The 18,155-nt window shown below is 36.7% G+C and carries 25 protein-coding genes; 4 read left to right on the top strand and 21 right to left on the bottom strand.

Annotation, left to right across the window (positions count from 1 at the left end):
• Window positions 1–7: 7 nt before the first annotated feature.
• From CCON33237_RS01385 to CCON33237_RS01370, 4 genes are read left to right on the top strand one after another with little or no spacing between them, the layout of a single operon-like run.
• On the top strand, window positions 8–1,126 hold the full coding sequence (locus CCON33237_RS01385) for a prohibitin family protein (RefSeq protein WP_021090685.1): 1,119 nt from the start codon (window positions 8–10) through the stop codon (window positions 1,124–1,126).
• A 2-nt stretch (window positions 1,127–1,128) separates the two neighbouring features.
• Window positions 1,129–1,863: a bifunctional phosphoribosyl-AMP cyclohydrolase/phosphoribosyl-ATP diphosphatase HisIE gene (gene hisIE, locus CCON33237_RS01380; protein WP_054196074.1), complete on the top strand. Its 735-nt coding sequence runs from the start codon at window positions 1,129–1,131 to the stop codon at window positions 1,861–1,863.
• Window positions 1,853–2,383: a DUF2393 family protein gene (locus CCON33237_RS01375; RefSeq protein ID WP_054196073.1), complete on the top strand. Its 531-nt coding sequence runs from the start codon at window positions 1,853–1,855 to the stop codon at window positions 2,381–2,383. Before hisIE ends, CCON33237_RS01375 begins: the two co-directional genes overlap by 11 nt.
• Window positions 2,383–2,934 (top strand): DUF2393 family protein, encoded by a 552-nt coding sequence (locus CCON33237_RS01370; RefSeq protein ID WP_054196072.1) that lies wholly within the window; start codon window positions 2,383–2,385, stop codon window positions 2,932–2,934. The genes CCON33237_RS01375 and CCON33237_RS01370 overlap by 1 nt, the downstream gene beginning before the upstream one ends.
• A 120-nt stretch (window positions 2,935–3,054) precedes the next feature.
• Here the strand turns inward: CCON33237_RS01370 and CCON33237_RS01365 are convergent, their stop codons facing one another.
• The 21 genes from CCON33237_RS01365 to moaA all read right to left on the bottom strand — a co-directional run bounded on the left by CCON33237_RS01365 (window position 3,055) and on the right by moaA (window position 18,046).
• Window positions 3,055–3,717, bottom strand: a complete 663-nt coding sequence (locus CCON33237_RS01365; protein WP_054196071.1) for a DUF8095 domain-containing protein — start codon at window positions 3,715–3,717, stop codon at window positions 3,055–3,057.
• Window positions 3,714–5,051 (bottom strand): amidophosphoribosyltransferase, encoded by a 1,338-nt coding sequence (gene purF, locus CCON33237_RS01360; protein WP_054196070.1) that lies wholly within the window; start codon window positions 5,049–5,051, stop codon window positions 3,714–3,716. Before purF ends, CCON33237_RS01365 begins: the two co-directional genes overlap by 4 nt.
• A 9-nt stretch (window positions 5,052–5,060) precedes the next feature.
• The gene (locus CCON33237_RS01355; protein ID WP_054196069.1) at window positions 5,061–5,369 is read right to left on the bottom strand and encodes a DUF2314 domain-containing protein; all 309 of its coding nucleotides are present in this window, start codon (window positions 5,367–5,369) and stop codon (window positions 5,061–5,063) included.
• A complete protein-coding gene (dapB, locus tag CCON33237_RS01350) occupies window positions 5,362–6,132 on the bottom strand; it encodes a 4-hydroxy-tetrahydrodipicolinate reductase (RefSeq protein ID WP_054196068.1) in 771 nt (256 codons plus the stop codon). The genes CCON33237_RS01355 and dapB overlap by 8 nt, the downstream gene beginning before the upstream one ends.
• A gap of 146 nt (window positions 6,133–6,278) precedes the next feature.
• Window positions 6,279–7,217 (bottom strand): NAD(P)/FAD-dependent oxidoreductase, encoded by a 939-nt coding sequence (locus CCON33237_RS01345; RefSeq protein ID WP_054196067.1) that lies wholly within the window; start codon window positions 7,215–7,217, stop codon window positions 6,279–6,281.
• A 9-nt stretch (window positions 7,218–7,226) separates the two neighbouring features.
• On the bottom strand, window positions 7,227–7,673 hold the full coding sequence (locus CCON33237_RS01340; RefSeq protein ID WP_054196066.1) for a hypothetical protein: 447 nt from the start codon (window positions 7,671–7,673) through the stop codon (window positions 7,227–7,229).
• Window positions 7,673–7,987 carry a thioredoxin gene (gene trxA, locus CCON33237_RS01335; RefSeq protein ID WP_054196065.1) on the bottom strand — a complete coding sequence of 105 codons (315 nt, stop codon included), beginning with the start codon at window positions 7,985–7,987 and terminating at the stop codon, window positions 7,673–7,675. Before trxA ends, CCON33237_RS01340 begins: the two co-directional genes overlap by 1 nt.
• A 72-nt stretch (window positions 7,988–8,059) precedes the next feature.
• On the bottom strand, window positions 8,060–8,401 hold the full coding sequence (locus CCON33237_RS01330; protein WP_054196064.1) for a YraN family protein: 342 nt from the start codon (window positions 8,399–8,401) through the stop codon (window positions 8,060–8,062).
• Window position 8,402: 1 nt separating this feature from the next.
• The gene (locus tag CCON33237_RS01325; protein ID WP_054196063.1) at window positions 8,403–9,665 is read right to left on the bottom strand and encodes a homoserine dehydrogenase; all 1,263 of its coding nucleotides are present in this window, start codon (window positions 9,663–9,665) and stop codon (window positions 8,403–8,405) included.
• Window positions 9,662–10,870 (bottom strand): LL-diaminopimelate aminotransferase, encoded by a 1,209-nt coding sequence (locus tag CCON33237_RS01320; protein WP_054196062.1) that lies wholly within the window; start codon window positions 10,868–10,870, stop codon window positions 9,662–9,664. Before CCON33237_RS01320 ends, CCON33237_RS01325 begins: the two co-directional genes overlap by 4 nt.
• A gap of 9 nt (window positions 10,871–10,879) precedes the next feature.
• Window positions 10,880–11,662: a hypothetical protein gene (locus CCON33237_RS01315; RefSeq protein WP_054196061.1), complete on the bottom strand. Its 783-nt coding sequence runs from the start codon at window positions 11,660–11,662 to the stop codon at window positions 10,880–10,882.
• Window positions 11,656–12,597 (bottom strand): phosphatidylglycerophosphate synthase, encoded by a 942-nt coding sequence (locus CCON33237_RS01310; RefSeq protein ID WP_054196060.1) that lies wholly within the window; start codon window positions 12,595–12,597, stop codon window positions 11,656–11,658. The genes CCON33237_RS01315 and CCON33237_RS01310 overlap by 7 nt, the downstream gene beginning before the upstream one ends.
• Window positions 12,590–13,270, bottom strand: coding sequence for a 23S rRNA (guanosine(2251)-2'-O)-methyltransferase RlmB (rlmB, locus tag CCON33237_RS01305; RefSeq protein WP_054196059.1), 681 nt, complete (start codon window positions 13,268–13,270; stop codon window positions 12,590–12,592). Before rlmB ends, CCON33237_RS01310 begins: the two co-directional genes overlap by 8 nt.
• Window positions 13,271–13,380: 110 nt before the next feature.
• Window positions 13,381–14,196 (bottom strand): 16S rRNA (cytidine(1402)-2'-O)-methyltransferase, encoded by an 816-nt coding sequence (rsmI, locus tag CCON33237_RS01300; RefSeq protein WP_054196058.1) that lies wholly within the window; start codon window positions 14,194–14,196, stop codon window positions 13,381–13,383.
• A gap of 3 nt (window positions 14,197–14,199) precedes the next feature.
• Window positions 14,200–14,400 carry a 50S ribosomal protein L31 gene (rpmE, locus tag CCON33237_RS01295; protein ID WP_002942443.1) on the bottom strand — a complete coding sequence of 67 codons (201 nt, stop codon included), beginning with the start codon at window positions 14,398–14,400 and terminating at the stop codon, window positions 14,200–14,202.
• Between the two features lie 83 nt (window positions 14,401–14,483).
• Entirely contained in the window at window positions 14,484–15,140 is a 657-nt protein-coding gene (locus CCON33237_RS01290; protein ID WP_054196057.1) for a 16S rRNA (uracil(1498)-N(3))-methyltransferase, read from the bottom strand.
• Window positions 15,141–15,542 carry a hypothetical protein gene (locus tag CCON33237_RS01285; protein WP_054196056.1) on the bottom strand — a complete coding sequence of 134 codons (402 nt, stop codon included), beginning with the start codon at window positions 15,540–15,542 and terminating at the stop codon, window positions 15,141–15,143.
• Window positions 15,539–15,742: a hypothetical protein gene (locus CCON33237_RS01280; protein ID WP_021090529.1), complete on the bottom strand. Its 204-nt coding sequence runs from the start codon at window positions 15,740–15,742 to the stop codon at window positions 15,539–15,541. Before CCON33237_RS01280 ends, CCON33237_RS01285 begins: the two co-directional genes overlap by 4 nt.
• Window positions 15,742–16,323 carry a 6-pyruvoyl trahydropterin synthase family protein gene (locus CCON33237_RS01275; protein ID WP_054196055.1) on the bottom strand — a complete coding sequence of 194 codons (582 nt, stop codon included), beginning with the start codon at window positions 16,321–16,323 and terminating at the stop codon, window positions 15,742–15,744. Before CCON33237_RS01275 ends, CCON33237_RS01280 begins: the two co-directional genes overlap by 1 nt.
• On the bottom strand, window positions 16,323–17,078 hold the full coding sequence (locus CCON33237_RS01270) for a 7-carboxy-7-deazaguanine synthase QueE (protein ID WP_054196054.1): 756 nt from the start codon (window positions 17,076–17,078) through the stop codon (window positions 16,323–16,325). Before CCON33237_RS01270 ends, CCON33237_RS01275 begins: the two co-directional genes overlap by 1 nt.
• A complete protein-coding gene (moaA, locus tag CCON33237_RS01265; RefSeq protein WP_054196053.1) occupies window positions 17,078–18,046 on the bottom strand; it encodes a GTP 3',8-cyclase MoaA in 969 nt (322 codons plus the stop codon). Before moaA ends, CCON33237_RS01270 begins: the two co-directional genes overlap by 1 nt.
• Window positions 18,047–18,155 lie beyond the last annotated feature (109 nt).

Raw genomic sequence — 18,155 nt, 5'->3', positions numbered from 1 at the left:
GAACGAAATGCCCGCTGATTTAAACGATTATTTCAATAAAAAAAAGCCAGGTAATGATAACAGAGGCTCTAGTCAAAATAGCGACAAAGAGCCGCCTTTCAAAAAGGACTTTAAAATGCCAAATCTACCAAGTGGTTTTGGTAAATTTGGAGCACTTGCCTACATTGTAATTGCAATTATTGCTATTTTTGCTATCACTCAGCCATTTAAAGTGATTCACTCAGGTGAAGTTGGCATCAAGTCTACAGCAGGTAAATACGAGCCAAATCCTTTGCAACCAGGCTTTCACTTCTTTTTACCTTTTATCCAAGACATCATCATCGTGGACACCAGAGTTAGGATCATAAACTATACTTCTGGTGAGGATATGGGCGAATCAATGCAAAAATCATATCAAGGCGTTGGTGCTGGAATTTTACGTAAAAATTCTATTTCAGTACTTGATGCTAGAAATTTACCAGTTAGCATTGATATTACTGTACAATACCGTTTAAATCCAGAAAACGCCCCTCAAACTATTGCCTCTTGGGGTCTTAGCTGGGAGAGCAAGATAGTTGATCCTGTCGTTCGTGACGTAGTTCGAAGTATCGCTGGTAAATATACAGCAGAAGAGCTTCCTACAAAGAGAAACGATCTAGCAAGACAAATCGATGATGGCATAAGAAAAGACATCGACTCTCAGCCAAATAAGCCAGTTGAGCTTTTAACAGTACAGCTTCGTGAGATTATCTTGCCTTCAAAGGTAAAAGAGCAGATCGAGCGCGTCCAAATCGCTAAACAAGAAGCTGAAAGAACAAAATACGAAGTAGAAAGAGCAAATCAAGAAGCCTTAAAACAAGCTGCACTTGCAGAAGGTACCGCTAAAGCTGCTATCATCGAGGCAAAAGGTAAGGCTGATGCCATTAAAATCGAGGCTGACGCAACTGCGTATGCAAATAAAGAGGTTGCAAAAAGTGTCGATCAAAATCTACTAAATTTAAAGCAGATCGAGACGCAAAACAAATTTAACGAGGCTCTAAAAGAAAACAAAGATGCTAAAATTTTCTTGACACCTGGTGGGGCTGTGCCAAACATCTGGCTAGATGCAAAAGATAAAGCAAGAGCTAGCTCAGTAAGCGAGAGATAAAAATGAATAGCGTAACAAAAAGTATAGACTGGCAAAAAGTTGGCGGATTGCTCCCAGTAGTGGTTTGCGATCATGCCACAAACGAAGTTTTAATGCTTGCTTACATGAACGAAGAAGCATTAAATTTAAGTCTATCTAGCCGTTACGCTCACTACTTTTCACGTACTAAAAATAGAATTTGGAAAAAAGGCGAAGAAAGTGGCAACACTCAGGAGATAAAGGCTGCTTTTTTAGACTGCGATAACGATACTTTGCTTTTAAAGGTGATTCAAAACGGAGGCGCTGCTTGTCACACTGGAGCAAGGTCATGCTTTTTTAATGAGATAAATTTGCATGACGGCAAAATTTTAGATACAAAAACTGAAGTCAAAAAAATAAATTATGGTGTACTTGACGAGCTTTACCATGTGATAGAAGATAGAAAGCTAAATGCTAACCCTGAGACTTCATATGTGGCAAGTCTTTTTAAAAAAGGCGAAAATCAAATTTTAAAGAAAGTTGGCGAAGAGGCTGGCGAATTTATAATGGCCGCAAAGGATCTTAGTTTCGCAGAAAACTCAAAGCAAAATGAGCAAAAAGCAAAAGATGATCTGATCTATGAAGCAGCCGATCTTTGCTTTCATGCACTTGTAGCACTTTCAGCCCATAATATCCATCCAGATGCTGTAAAAAACGAACTTGCAAGGCGTTTTGGCATGAGCGGCATTGAAGAGAAAAGATCGCGAGATGTTAAATAGCATTAAGCACAACTTGCTTTTTGTATTGCAAAATGCAAAGCTCATTGATTTTCTAACCTATGGCTGGATATTTTTAGCATTTATACTAATTGTGCTTTTAGGAATTTTTATCGTGATAAAGTCGTGGTGGCAGATAGGATTTTTATTTATTCTAGCTGCTTTTTTCGGACTTTTTGTAGGTAATTACTACGCAAACAAATATATAAATGAAAATTTAAGGCCAGTTAGCATAAGCAAAATAACCACCAAACAGCTTCAATATGTCGATGCATTAATGGTTGATTTTAATATTACAAATAATTCAAATAATGCACTTAGTATCTGTAAAATCGAACTTGACTTCTATCTAAGCTCAAGACAAAATACGAAAGATTTTTTTAACTCACTTAATCCATTTGCTAGAAAAAGAATCATCTTAAACGAGGAATTTTTACCAAAACAAAGCATTGAAGTTAAAGAATTTGTCAATGATTTCGCATTTATAGACTACAATATCTCTAAAAAAGTGGAGTGTTTTTGATGAGCTCAGCATATTTTACGATCGTTCATATTATCGTTCTTTTTGCGATTACTCTGCTTTCTATTTTGTTTCTTGTGTTGTCGCTTAGAGCTGAGCGAAAGTTATTTTTATCACTATTTTTTACAAACATTCTAGTCTCAACCACACTTGCTGTTTTTTTGATGCTAGTGCTTGATAAATATACAAAAAAAGGTATGCTCGAAAATGTAAAAAGTGAGCGAATTTTGCGAAACGAGAGTATCGTTTTTAAGGGGCAAGTGAGAAATATTGGTAAATTTACAATTAGCAGCTGCACGCTGACAGTCAAACTAATCAATCAACCACTAAATAAAAATGACCTTGGCGGTGAAGCATTTTTTAAGCCAAGCGGGCTTTCATTTTTCTCATGGATTCTTGGCACAGATAAGGACGAGAGGCCAAATACAGTTGAATATAAATTTGATGTAGCCAAAAATTTACCAAAGCAAAAAAGCATACCATTTACCGTATATATGCCATATCCGCCTTACTTTAAAAATGGCATGAATATCACAAAACTAAATTGCTACTAATCAAATTTAAAGCAAATTTTTACAAATTTCATAGGATAAAACGCTAAGTCTTAGTTTGCTTTTAGAGTAAATTTTATATTTTTAGTATCTGCAATAAACACAAATTTTTAAATTAAAGATTTAAAAAGTACAAAGTATATCAAGTAGTCTTCCCAATTTTTGTAGGTCATTTAAGAAAAGTTGCTTTGTCTTTTGCGTAAATTCTTTTGCTTCTTTTAGGGTTTTAGCCTCAGCTATATTATAAACAAACTCTTTTTTTAGGATCTTTGCACCTTTTTTATAAAAGAAATTTGCCTCTATTAAGCTTGCAAAAAAACTATCATCTCTTAAATAGTAGTTTGTTGCTACATTTACATGTACTGGCTTTTGTAACAAAAAATCGCCACAAACACTATTTTGTGAGCTAAATTTAACACTCTCAATCACATCAGGCCTTATCTCATAAAATTTTATATCATTAGCTTTTTTTAAAGCTAATATATCACTTGATTTATTTAAATTTATAGAGCTATTATTTACTTCAAGTACGTTTATAATACCTTTTGCAAGCGAATAAGCATTTAAAATTTTATCTTCTGCTAAAAAATTGACCACACCAAAAAATGGCACACTAGCATTTTGTTCTATAAAATTTTGAGCAGTTTTTATTTGTAGCTGCTGTTTTGTGCCATTTATCTCATAGTAGTTTACGTAAATAGAAATTTCATCTTTTTTGCTTGGATTCTTTTGTGAGCAACCACTAAAAAATAGTGCAACAAGTAAAAAAATAGCTAAATTTTTCACTTTATGAAATAGTCACCATCAAAGCTTACAAGCGAATATCTTCGCTCATTGCCGATACTTTCTTTAAGTTCATCTATGCTTAAAAATTCTAAGCTATCTGCACCGATATATTCTCTTACTTCCTCTGCATTTTTTTTAGAGCTTATTAACTCTTCAAAGCTTGGCGTATCGATACCGTATCGCTCTGGGTATTTAAGCTCAGGGCATGCAACTCTAAAATGAATCTCTTTAGCGCCCGCATGTCTTAAAAGATCAACCACCTTTTTTGAAGTGGTACCGCGAACGATACTATCATCGATAACAACGATACTTTTACCTTTTAGAACCGATGACATCGGGTTAAGTTTTAGCTTGACTTTTAAATTCCTCATCTCTTGGCTTGGCTCGATAAAGGTTCTACCCACATAGTGGTTTCTAGTGATAGCTAGCTCAAATGGGATCTTGCTCTCATTTGCATACCCAAGTGCTGCTGGCACTCCACTATCTGGTACAGGTACGACGAAATCTGCTTTAATTTTGCTCTTTTTAGCTAGTACTTCACCCATTTTTTTTCTAACTTCATAAACACTTTTACCTTCTATCACGCTATCTGGGCGTGCGAAATAGATATATTCAAATGCACAAATTCTAGGATCTGGCTCATAAATTTGAATGCTTTGAAACTCACTTTTTCCATGTTCAAAAACTATCATCTCGCCAGGCCTGATATCTCTTATAAAGCTAGCCCCCACAAGATCAAAAGCGCAAGTCTCGCTAGCTACGATATATCCACCATCTTTTAGCTTGCCAAGACTTAGTGGCCTAACACCCCAGCGATCTCTTATGGCAAAGGTTTTATGGCGTGACTGGATGAGTAGACAATAAGCACCTTTTATCTTGTCAAGTGCTGCAATAATACGGTCCTGCAAGTGTTCGCTATGGTTTCTTGCGATTAGATGGATGATGTTTTCAGTATCCATATTTGTCTGAAATATCGCACCATCCTTAATAAGCTCATCTCTAACCTCATCTTTATTTACCAAATTTCCATTATGGACGATTGAAATTTGTCCCAAAGAGTAATTAGCGGCTATTGGCTGAGCATCACGACCCGAGTTTTTACCAGCAGTTGCATATCGGTTGTGACCAATAGCCATATCACCTTTTAGCGATCTTAAAATTTCTTCATTAAAGACCTCTGTAACTAGGCCATTACCCTTGTGAGTAGAAATTTCTCCATCATCACAAATGCTAATGCCGCTTGCCTCTTGGCCACGATGCTGCATAGAAAATAACGCATAATACGCAGTTTTTGCTGCATCTTTAGAATTTATAATACCAACTATTGCACACATTTTTTTCCTTTAGTTTTCATCATCTTTGTAAATTTCAAGAACATTTTTGTAGTTAAACTTGATCTCATCGCCAGCATTTAAACAGCCTTTTGTAAATGGCTCATTGTCTAAAATGCCGGTAAATTTGCCGTTATTTGTCTCGCTAACGACCACCCACATACGCTCAACCTGAGCAAACTCATCATCTTCAAATCTAAATATAAGCTTTACTATATCGCCAGTTCTTAAATTTTGACGCTTTTCACGCTCAGGCAGATAGAATTTATCACCAAATTCTAGCTTATAGCTCTCTACATCATCAAGCTCAAATTTAATCATTAAGCCCTAAACTATCGTCTATCGAGTAAAGGCCACTATTTTGATCTTTTAACCAAATGGCAGCCCTGATCGCACCTTTTGAAAAGGTTGCCCTACTCGTTGCAGTGTGATTTAGCTCGATAAACTCGCCGTCATTATAAAAGCCAACCGTGTGGCGACCGACCACATCTCCACCACGAAGTGCCATAACTGCGATCTCGTCCTTGCTTCTTTCGCCCACCATGCCAGCTCTACCAGTGACTAAAACATCTTTTAAATTTAGATCCCTAGCCTCAGCCACGCAGCCAGCCAAGGTCATCGCAGTGCCGCTTGGAGCGTCCTTTTTGTGCCTATGGTGTTGCTCTACTATCTCTATGTCAAATTCTCTTAATGTTTTTGAAGCGATCCTTGCAAGGCGGTTTAGTACAGCTACGCCCAAACTCATATTTGTTGCGTAAAGAATAGGCATAGTTCCAGATGCTAGGTGGAGTAAATTTTTATCTTCGTCATTTAGTCCCGTCGTACCGATAACTAGTGGTTTTGGATTGGTTCTAGCGTAGTTTAGCAATGCTACTGTAGCCTCTTTTTGGCTAAAGTCGATTATCACATCGCATGCTTCAAAAAATTTAGCAAAGTCATTTGTCAAAAGTTCGTTACTTAAATTTTCAACCTGATTTTTTTGGCTAAAAGCGATGCTTAAAGTGGCATCTTTTTCATCTTTTAAACAAGAAATGATACTTTGAGCCATCTTTCCACTAGCACCATAAAGGCCTATTTCTACCAAAATTTATCCTTTGATTTTTGGTTGAAATTTAACATAAAATTTATTATAGATAGATTACAAATAGGCTTTAAAAATACGTATAAAATCAAAAATTTGATAGAAAAAAAGAAGAAAAATTTAGCCAAAAAATTGGCTAAATTTGAGTATTAATGCAAGCTTTCTATGTAGCTCATAGCGCTTAGTGCAGCTACCGCGCCATCACCTGCGGCTACGATGACTTGCTTTGGAGCATCCTCTCTAATGTCACCTGCTACAAAGAGTCCATTTAGACTAGTTTGCATCTTAAGATTTGTCTTAACCTGTCCGCCATCAGCCATATCGCAGATAAATTTGCCATTTTCATCTTTTAAAATTTCGTTATTTACATTTAGTCCGACAAAGGTAAAAATTCCTGGCACATCAAGCACGCGCTCTCCATTTTTGGTATCAAGCACTATCTTTGTTAGGCCCATTTTATCGCCAAGTGCCTCTTTTATCGTCGCACTTGTTATGAACTCGATCTTTTCATTTTTTCTAGCTTTTTCAACCGTAGTTGGTGCCGCTCTAAACTCTTCACGTCTATGGATTAGATAGACTTTTGAGCAGATATTCGCTAGGTAAAGTGCCTCTTCAACGGCTGTGTCGCCACCGCCAAGAACAGCTACCTCTTTATTTTTGTAAAAAAATCCATCGCATGTTGCGCATGTGCTAACACCTTTGCCAAAGAACTCATCCTCGCCCTTAAAGCCAGCACGTCTTGGAGTTGAGCCAGTTGCTACGATGACAGCCTTTGCCTGCTCGCTCTTACCGCCCTCAAGTAAAATTTCAAAGCTACCGTCGCTGTTTTTTCTAACACCAACGACGTTTGCCCACTTATGAACTAGTCCAAATGCACTACACTGCTTCCACCAAGTGCTCATAAAGTCAAAACCGCTCTCGCCAGGGGCTTTTTGGCCTGGGTAGTTTTCTATCTCTGAGCTAGAGGTGATCTGACCGCCAGGCTCGCCTTTTTCAAACATTACAACATTTTTTAGTCCACCTCTAGTGGCGTAAAGTCCGGCGCTTAGTCCTGCTGGACCGCCTCCGATGATCGCTAAATCAAGCATAATTTTCCTTTATTCTAAAACATTTATGGGTGAATTTTGTTTATAAATTTCACCCCTTTGATGAACTATCTCAACACTACTTGGAAGCTTTGTAATGCTCAAATTTCGCATCAGCTCCAAGACCGTATTAATATCTGAGCTTATATATTTTAGTGTTGAGTTTGACTCATATCTTTTTTGAAAGATATCAATTGCCACAACTGTTTCATTTTTGATTGGTAAAATTTCGTCTAATTTTGATTGATTTGAGCTGAAGATTAAAAGCGTGTATTTTGGCTCTTTTGGAGTAAAAATTTCGCTTTTTTCGTAGAAAACTAGCTTCGCAAAATCAACAAATTTATATTGTGAAAAACGATAGTTGCTATACGCAAATGCAGCTGCTATCATAGCTGCACCAAAAAATGAACCAAATATATATGTAAGAGGAAGTAGACTTCCTCTTCTTTTTTCGCTCATTAAAGAAGCGAATTTAGTTTGTCAGCTAAGGCTTGTTTTGACTGTGCACCGACCATTTGCTCAACTAGCTCGCCATTTTTGAAAAATAGCAATGTTGGGATCGATCTGATGCCAAACTCAACTGCAAGATCTTGCACTTCGTCAGTATTTACCTTGCAAATTTTTGCTTTGCCATCAAAGTCTTCAGCAAGCTCTTCGATCACTGGAGCTAGCATACGGCAAGGTCCGCACCATGGAGCCCAAAAGTCTACTAAAGCAACGCCTTCTTTTGTAACATCAAAATTCTCTTTTGTAAGTTCGATGTATTTTCCCATTTTTTCTCCTTATTTTAAGATGTGGCAATTATACAAAATTAAATTTAAATTTTATCTAAATAATAAATTTTATTATAAACTAATATTTTCTATAAACTCGAAATTTTTATTTTTTATAACTAGCAGATCAAGCTGAAAATCTCTGTTTGGCTCATTTTTCATCATATAAAAATTTATAGTTTTTAAAATTTTCATGTATTTTGCTTGATTTAGCCTATACTCCGCCTCATACTCTTTACTAGTCGCTTTTACCTCTATAAAGTGTAAAATTTTATCACTGCTTAGAGCAATGATGTCTATCTCACCAAATTTAGAGTGAAAATTTCTCTCTAAAATGACAAAACCAAGCTTTTGTAAAAATTTACACGCCCTATCTTCCGAGCTTTTGCCAAAGAGATACTCTTTTAACCCCAAGCTACTCCTCGATCCTCATCATAAATGGCTCTTCTTTTATATACTCTTGCTCTTTTAAAATTTCAATTGTCCTTCTTACATCAGCCTCAAGACTCGTATGTGTCGTAAAGAACAATACCGCAAATTCGCTCTCATCTTTTGGTTTTTGAAGTATGCTATCGATCGATAAGTTATTTTCGCTCATTAAATTTGTGATCTTTGCTAGCACACCCATTTTATCTTCGACTTTTAATCTAAAGTAATACTTTGTCTTTATCCTATCGCGGTCAAGTAGCTCAAGCGTATTTAATTCAAAAGGTGCTTTATATCCTAGCATTGGCGATTTGCTATCTCTTGCGATGTCGATAAGATCGCTGATCACCGCGCTTGCCGTTGCATCGCCACCAGCTCCAGGTCCATAGTACATCGTCTCGCCAACGACCTCGCCAACGACACTGATCGCATTTGTTACGCCACTTGCCTTTGCTATCATTTTATTTTGTGGCACAAGCGCTGGATGTACGCGTAGTTCGATTTTACCCTCGCTTTTTTTGGCGATGGCCAGAAGTTTTATTGAGTATTCGAAATCTTTTGCGAAAAAAATATCTTCTGGTGTAATACCTTGTATCCCTTCGATCAAGATATCCTCTGGATCGCCATGTACACCGTATGCGATGCTTGCCAGTATAAGAAGCTTATGAGCCGTATCAAAGCCACCCACATCAAATGTTGGATCAGCCTCGGCATACCCAAGCTCTTGCGCCTTTTTAAGTGCGTCTTTAAAATTTGAACCCTCGTCCATCATTGAGGTTAGGATAAAGTTACTAGTTCCGTTTAGTATGCCATTTATACTAACGATATGGTTTGCGCTTAAGCCTTCCCTTAAGGCTCTAATGATCGGTACGCCACCAGCCACGCTTGCTTCAAAACCAAATGGCGTGTTTTTGGCTAAATTTTGCAAAGCATATCTGTGATAGGCCAGAAGTGCTTTGTTTGCGGTCACGACTGCTTTTTTTCGCTTTAAAATTTCACTCACAACCCTAAAAGGCTCTTCCACACCACCCATAAGTTCGACAAAAACGTCGATATCATCGCGATTTATAACGCTATTTATATCGTCAGTCAAAGGGATGCCAGCATCTCTTTTTTTATTTAAATTTCTGACCACTCCGATGACTGGCACTATCTCCTCGCCACTTCTTGCTGCGATTAGCTTTTTGTTTTTTAGTAAAATTCTAGCAACTGCCTCGCCAACGGTTCCAACGCCTAATATCGCTACATTCATTCAAATTCTTTCAAATATTTTTTTATATTTCTTGCTGCTTGCCTTATCCTATTTTCGTTTTCGATAAGAGCTAAGCGCACATAGTCGTTTCCGCCCTCGCCAAAACCAATGCCCGGACTAACGGCGACAGAGGCTTTTGTAAGAAGCTGCTTTGAAAACTCAAGGCTGCCTAAGTGGCTAACCTTTGGTGGAAGTTTCGCCCAGATAAACATGCTAGCATTTGGCTTTTTAAGCTCCCAACCAGCCTGAGCAAAGGCCTCTATCATCACATCTCTTCTTTTTTCATAAATTTGGCGTATCTCTTCAACGCAGCTTTGATCGCCGTCAAGCGCGACTGTGGCAGAGACTTGTATCGGCGTAAACATGCCGTAGTCAACCCATGATTTTATCTTTTTAAGTGCGGCGCAAAGTCTCTTGTTTCCGCACATAAAGCCAACTCTCCAGCCTGCCATGTTATAGCTTTTTGAAAGGGTGTAGCACTCGACTGCGACGTCTTTTGCGCCTTCTACTTCAAAAATGCTTGGCGTTTTGTAGCCATCAAATGTAAGATCTGCGTAGGCGATATCTGAGATGATGTAAAATCTCTCTTGCTTTGCAACGCTTACAAGGCGCTCGTAAAAGCTCTTTTGCACGGTCACGGTCGTTGGATTGTGAGGGAAATTTACAACCACATATTTTGGCTTTGGCGAGCTTGCATGTATCGTCTGGATCAAATTTTCAAAAAATTTATTCTCATCTAGCTCAAATTTATCGTTGTAGTGAAGTGGCATCTTTGCGACACTTCCGCCAGCAAATAAAAAGGCCTGCGTGTGTATCGAATATGCAGGATCAGGCACGATAGCCACGTCGCCTGGGTTTATTATGGCTTGAGCAAGATGCACAAAACCTTCTTTGCTACCCATGGTGGCAACTGCTTCAGTTTCTGGGTCTAAATTTACGCCGTATTTGCGCTTATACCAGTTGCAAATGGCAAGGCGGAGCTTGTAAATTCCAGCGCTGGCTGAGTAGCCGTGAGTCTTGTCTTTTTGCGCGCTTTCGCATAGTTTATCGACGATATGTTGCGGTGTTCTGCCCTCTGGGTTGCCCATAGAAAAGTCGATGATGTCCTCGCCAGCTCTGCGTGCTGCCATTTTTATAGCATTTACTTCGGCAAAAACGTAGTTTGGCAAACGCTCAATTGTATTAAATCTTATCTCATCAAACACTGTTTGCTCCTATTTTATAAGCTTGATAATTATCTCATTTTTTATATTATTTATATCAACATTATCGCTAATTAATGCGTATTTTGCGCCTATTGCTAAATTTATAGAAACGGCGGTTTTTGCTTGCTCCTCTTTTATAGAGTCAATCTGATTTAAATTTTTATCATAAATTCTAACAAGTGGCATCCATCTATTTGACTCTTTTGACGCGATATCCAGACTACTTGCACCCTCAACATCAACAAAATAAGTACCACCGCTTTTTAAAAGTGGCGTCTCTTCGTCAAAATTTACCTTTGCAGCCCTAAGAATCATATTCTGAGCATCTAAAAATATCTCTAAATTCCCATCAACCCTATCAAATCCTAAAATTTTAAAACCGCTTTGACTAAGCACTAAGCTTAATAAGTTTGGATCTATTCCACCATTTTTTATGGCTGAAATTCCATAAGAAATTTGATCTCCATTTTTTAGGGAATTTATCCTTGAAATACTTATGTTGGCATCATCTAGAGTTGAATTTATTGATTTTACAAATAATGTAGGAGGAACTTTTTGCTCGCTTATAAATTTTAAATTCAAACTATTTGAACCAAATGAAATACTATCGTAACTTGAGTTTTGTTTTAATCTTGATACTAGCTCATTGACATTGAGTGAGCCATTTTGGTCTAAATTTTCTAAAGAGATTTGCACATTTTCAACATTACTTAAAGCACTTGCACTAGTTTGTAAGCTAAAAGCATAGGCAAATACACTAAAAGCGGTGAAAATCGCTATTTTTTTTACCAAGATTTACCCTTGTTAAGTTCTACAAACTCATCATAGCTCACAAATTTCATCTCTCCATTTTCTACTAAAAATCTAGCTGGACGGCTTGGATTATATTTTGTCACCTTATCGCCGATCTTTAGCTCAATGTTGCCATTTCCACAAACCACAAGCTGTCTTTGGTCTAAATTTATATTTATGCTTTTACTTGTGTCGTTTGATACTTTTTGACCATTTTCAAGATTAATTATCCCTATCCAGACACGTTGTTTTGGTGTAATGACCGCCTCATTTAGTGGCTTTGTAATGTTTTGCTCTATCTTAGGAGCTGGCTGAGCTGCCATGCTTGGCTTCGCAGCATTTTGTTCCATGTTCGCAGGACTTGTTGTCACATTTTGCTCAACTGGAGCTAAAATTTTTACGCTTGATATGTTTGCTTCTATTTTAGGGCTATTTTGAGAGATGGTGATATTTGTATCGATGATATTTTTCTTCACCTCATTTACTATGCTTGACTGAGAATAGCTCACGCTTTTATTCTCATCATTTAAAAACGATAAAAAATTCTCGATATATTTGTAAGCATCAAAATGATATGCCCCACCAGCGATAATAGCTAAAATGATGAGCCAAAATAAAAATCCAATGCCGCCACTACCGCTTTGTTTTTGTATGGTAATATCTTTTGGAGTATAAGAAGAAATTTTTGGAGTAACTTTAGTTTTGTGACTCTCATCAGGGGTGTTTTCTTGCATAAAGGCATCGTATTCAGCGAGCAATTCGCTCAAATCAACATCATATTCACGTTGTAAAATTTTGGCATAACCTCTAATGTTTAAACGTGATAATTTTTCAAAATTTTTATCAAAAATATATTGTAAAAATGTAGGCTCAATATGCGTTTTACGTGAAATTTCCTTTATGCCTATCTCTTTTAAATTCTCTAATTCATTCATCTATCATCCTGTCACAAATTATTGCAAAAGCTGCACTTACATTTAAGGAGTCCCAGCCCTCTTTTAACTTTATACCAATACACTCATCACACTTCGCTAGAGCCTTTTGCGGTATGCCTTCGCCCTCTGAGCCCATCACCAAAGCTCTCTTACCGGCAAACTTCATCTCTTTTACGTTTTTGCCATTACTTGCCGTTGCATAAATTTTAAAACCAAATTGCTTTAGTTCATTTAGCAAACTAAGCCCGTCTTCAAAAATCGCTATTGGTATCTCATAAGCAGCGCCACTACTTGATCTTAAAACGCCTTGCATATTTATGCTTTTTGCCACTATTACAAGACCTTCGCAGCCTAGAGCATAAGCACTTCTAGCGATAGCACCGATATTGCCAACATCGCTTATGCCGTAAAGAATGGCGATAAAATTTAGCTTTTTAAGCTCAGCAATGTCTGAAAATTCAAACTCACTAACATTCGCTAAAAAACCTTGATGGTTTCCACCGCGAGCTAAAGACTGTGCTTTTTGATTATCCACTCGAATAATTTTTTTGCCTGTACCGCAAATTTTAGAGAATAGTTTTTTGTCACACTCTTTTGAGAGATATATCTCTTCTAATATCTGCGGTCGCTTGTTCAAAATATGTAAAAATAGTTGTTTTCCGTATATTATCATGGTAACTTATGGTAGCTAAAGTCAATTAAAATTTAACTTATTTTTGTATGCAACTAGAGTAAATTTTGCACTTTCGTTTTAGTGTCACTAGTAGTTTTGTAGCCTATAATTTAAGCTTTCGTAAGCTCATCATATATCTTTTTTACATCTTCTCCAGTTATTTTATTAAGCAATTTTGCTTTTACTTTTGGAGCAAGATCAAGCGAAAGTATCTCATCTTTTGTGATATTTTGAGTGGCTGTTTTGTCACTTTTTGAGATGACGACTGCCCACTCTCCACTTAAATTTGCTTTTTCTAAAATTTGGACTAAATTTTTGGCTCTATCCTTAAATTTAGTCTCAAATTTTTTGGTGGCCTCTTTTATAGCAAAAATTTCTCTCTCAGGTTCTAAATTTGCGATGCTTTGCACCAAGCTTAATATACGTTTTGGGCTTTCATAGATCACGGCTGGATAGGCTAAATTTAAAGCATTTTGTATAGCCAAAGACCTATCTCTGCCAGTATTTGGCAAAAAGCCTAAAAAGACAAATTCCTTATCACAAAGCCCGCTTGCGACCACGCTTAGAAGTGCGGCGTTTGCTCCGCTTAAAATTTCGTATTTGATATCATTTTTTTGAGCGTATCTTACTAGGCTAACGCCTGGATCACTGATACCTGGCATACCAGCATCGCTCATGTAGGCTACATTTCTGCTAAAAAAATCATCACTTAAATTTGTGAAAAAGTCATCTTCGTTATGGGTGTGAAGTGGAATAAATTTTGAGATATTTATACTTGCGTCAAAACGCTCATTTAGCAGGTTTATAAGACTTTTGCAGACTCTTGTATCTTCGCAAATAGCTATCTCGCATTCACGCAAAATTTTGATCGCACGAAGCGAGATATCTTCTAAATTTCCTATTGGAGTAGGAATAAAGTAGAGCAAGGCTTATTTTTGAGCGTATTTTTTCTTAAATTTCTCAACACGGCCAGCACTGTCAACTATCTTTTCGCTGCCTGTGAAAAATGGGTGGCACTTGTCGCAAATATCAATTCTGATCTCGCTTTTGTTTGACTTTGTTTTAAAAGTGTTTCCGCAAGCACAAGTTACAGTGCAATCTACGTATTCTGGATGGATATCTTTTTTCATCATTTTTCCTTTATTATTTTTGGGCTAATTATCTACATTAAAAGTTGCTGATTATATAAAAAGAAATCTAAAAATCAAATAAATTAAGCTAGGAATTTTGCCACTACTGAGATAACCGCAGTCTGTGATCTTAAAATATTTTTAGTATTTAGGCAGTAGCTATTTTTAAATTTAGCCGTCTCATCCTCGCTAAATCCACCCTCTGGACCAATTATTAAAAGCTCATCATCTTTTTTCTCATTTAAGCCTTTACCACCAAAATTTATAGCTGAGACATTTTTATAAATGCTCATTAGTTCGTCTAAATTTTTATAAATTTCAAACTCCATTAATGAAGTTCGTCCGCACTGCTCGCAAGAGAGAGCATTTATGTAGTTTAGCCTTTCAATATCTATCTTAAAATTTGCTTGAGAAAATTTAGTATAGACAAAAGCTATTTTACCAACACCAAGTTCGTTTAAAAATGGTAATGTCTTTTCGATCGTCTTTGGATCGACGATAGCCCAAGCGATCGTAAAGTCGAATTTTTGCTCTCCATTTGAGCTGGCAAAGACAAGACTTAAGCTCGCACTTCGCCTATCAATCTCATCAATTTCATAAATATACTCTTTAAAATCTCGTAAATTTCTAACGCTTATTCGCTCACCAGCTTGCATTCTTCTAGCTTTTAGGTGCAAAAAAGCTTCATTTACTATCTTTAAGCTTTCATTACCTGCATTTTTATCATATAAAAATTTCATCTAAATCCCTGCAATTACGACTAAACCAAGATCACAAAAACCCTTAATAAGGGCAAATTTTTTAAATTTCTCTAGGTTACCATTAGCTGCATAAATTTTTAGCCTTTTAAACCCTATGGCACTAAGCGCGATTAAAATTATTAAGACAATTAACATTTTTATGGCATTAAATTTAAACTCATATCCGTAATACGCCCATAAAATAAGTCCGGTTAGCACAAGAAAACTAAGTAGCATATGATAAATCGGCAAAAAATATCTTATACGAAGCACATAGTTTTTACCATTGCTGCTAAACTGAGTAATTATTAAATAAAGCACATTACAGGCAACTAGTGCATAAAAAAATATCACATGAAAAGGCAAGGTGTATGCAAAAAGTGAGGAGAGATGTTCGTTCATTTCTTATCTTTAGAGGGCTCGTTCTCTTCAACGACTGGCTCAGGCGGGAGTTGTTCATCGATTGTGACATTTGCGTCTGGTTGAGCTATGGTCACATCACTAGGTACAGGCTCGCTAATATCATTTTTAGCCTCATCTTTATCTCCACAACCCACAAATAGACCAGCTATAAATAAAAAAGAAGTTATAATTTTTTTCATCAAACGTCCTTTGGAATTTCTATTTTTAACCTATTTTTCATATTCTTGAATAAATTTTTATCTTCCCACTCTTCTATGATAGCATCTGAAAATTTGATGTCATCTAGCCTTACCTCGCCCATTTGCGCATTTACGGCGTCCTCTTTAAAGCACTGTGCATAGCCAGTATCAGTCTCATGCACGATAATGCTATGAAGCTTCACTTCACGCTCACCGTTGTTCATTACGCTAAGCTCAAGCAGCCGCTCTATCATAACAAAAAATATACGGCAAAACTGTTCTGCACTTGGATTTAGCGGGATCTCAATCCATCTTGCCGAGTGCTTTTTTAGATCGTTTTTATACTCATCATTATCGCCTGAAAATATTGTTGTAGCGTGATCAAAACTATCAATGATCGTTTTTATGTTTTGCTTCATTAAGCCAAAATCATAGACCATGCCAGCATTATCAAGAAAATTTGAGCTAAGTAAAATTTCTGCCACATAGCTATGCCCGTGGATGCTAGTCCTACAACGCTTTGAGCTGCAAAATCTCACAATATGTGCATTTTCAAATCTAAAAAGCTTTCTAATAATCATCAAACACCTTCTTTATCGCTCCAAAGCCTGATGTGGATACGCTCTGAGTAGTTAAATCCATGCTTTATGGCAAATTCTGCTGTTTTTAAAGCATTTTCGTTTAGCTCAGCTTTATTCGCCCCTATTGCCATACACCAAACTGGCAAATCAACTTGACTTTTTATATTTATAATCTCGTCCAACTCGCTTTTATCAAAGTGCGAGAGGACAAATTTTAAAAAGCTACTTCTTGCATTATTTTTAATAGCCAAAATAGCGTCTAAATTTATGCGTTTTTGTTCATTAACTCCGCTATTTGCTAGCTTTACTCCAAGTGCAAAATGGCATTTTTTATAAATTTCATATTTAGCAAAATTAATTAAGATAGTGCCGTTCGTCTCAAAATGCACTTCATAATCTTCAAGCAATTTCTTTACCAAATTTATAAAATTTTCATTTTCATGCCAGATGAGCGGCTCGCCACCGGTTAAAACAATAATAGGCTTTTGCATTAAGCCTTTGCATAGGTTATCAACTAGGCCTAAAATTTCATCTACACTGTAAATTTTATAATTAAAATGCCCTTTAAAAACAGCCCTTATACTATCGCATCCTAGTAAGCTTTCGCCGGTTTTTAAAGACTTTGTTTGCACGCCAAAGCCAGAGCAGTTTAAGTTGCAGCCTAAAAATCGTAAAAATATAGCGAGTCTGCCTTGGTGAGCCCCCTCGCCTTGGATACTTAAAAACGCCTCAACTAGCTCTAGCTCTTTGCTCATCAACCACCAGTTTGATAAAAGGCACGCGAAGAGGTTTCATTGTTAGCACCTATCGCCCATTTGTTCTCTTTTGGCTTGTTTGCTAGTACTTGCCTTAAAATTTCACTTGCAGCTACGATATCACCTTTTTCAACCGCTTTTTTGATACTAAGAGCCTCTTCAAAGTAAAGGCAAGGTATCAAAAGCCCCTCGGCACTTAGTCTGATGCGGTTGCAACTCTCGCAGAAGTCGTGCTTGTGTGGATCAATGATGCCAAATTTATAACCATCATCAAGTCTATAAATAGACGCAGGCGCATTTGATAGTTTTCCATCTTTTGTAACATTATATTTTTGTGAGATGATTTTTAAAATTTCATCGCTACTTAACCCTTTTAGATCATCTTTAGCATGTGAATTTTCCATATACTCAATAAATCTGATCTGAGAATCTCTAAATTTAGCAAACTCAAGCAAATTTATAAGCTCATCATCATTTACACCTTTTAGTGCGACAGTGTTGATTTTTACTTTTAATCCAGCATCATGAGCTGCTTCAAAGCCAGCTAAAACTTCGTGCAAGACACTTTTTTGTGCGATAAATTTAGCCTTTTGTTCATTTAGCGTATCAAGCGACATATTTATGCGCTTTAGTCCGGCGTCTTTTAGCCTTTTGGCAAAGTGTGAAAGCATATAGCCATTTGTAGTAAGCGCTAGATCGATGTCTGGATTATAATCACTTATCATCTTTATAAAAACGTCTAAATCCTTACGTACAAGCGGTTCACCACCAGTGATTCTTATCTTTTTTATACCTTCATCGATAGCCACTTTTACAAATAAAAATAGCTCTTCAAAGGTTAATAAATTCTCTCTTGGCGTCCAGCTAAATGGTGTTGTAGGCATACAATACCTACACCTAAAGTTGCAACGCTGAGTTACAGAAATCCTTAAATAATCAACAACCCGACCATATTTATCGATTAGCATAAAGCACCTTCTTAAGCTTGGTTAGAGCTTTTTATAATTTTTTCAATTATATGTTAAAAGATTTAAATCAAAATAAAAATTTAAGCCAATTTTTGTAGTTTAAGAGTAG

The organism is Campylobacter concisus (assembly GCF_001298465.1).
GTDB classification, from domain to species: domain Bacteria; phylum Campylobacterota; class Campylobacteria; order Campylobacterales; family Campylobacteraceae; genus Campylobacter_A; species Campylobacter_A concisus.
The sequence above is the reverse complement of the archived record's forward strand: the minus strand, read 5'-3'. Positions and strand labels throughout refer to the sequence as shown.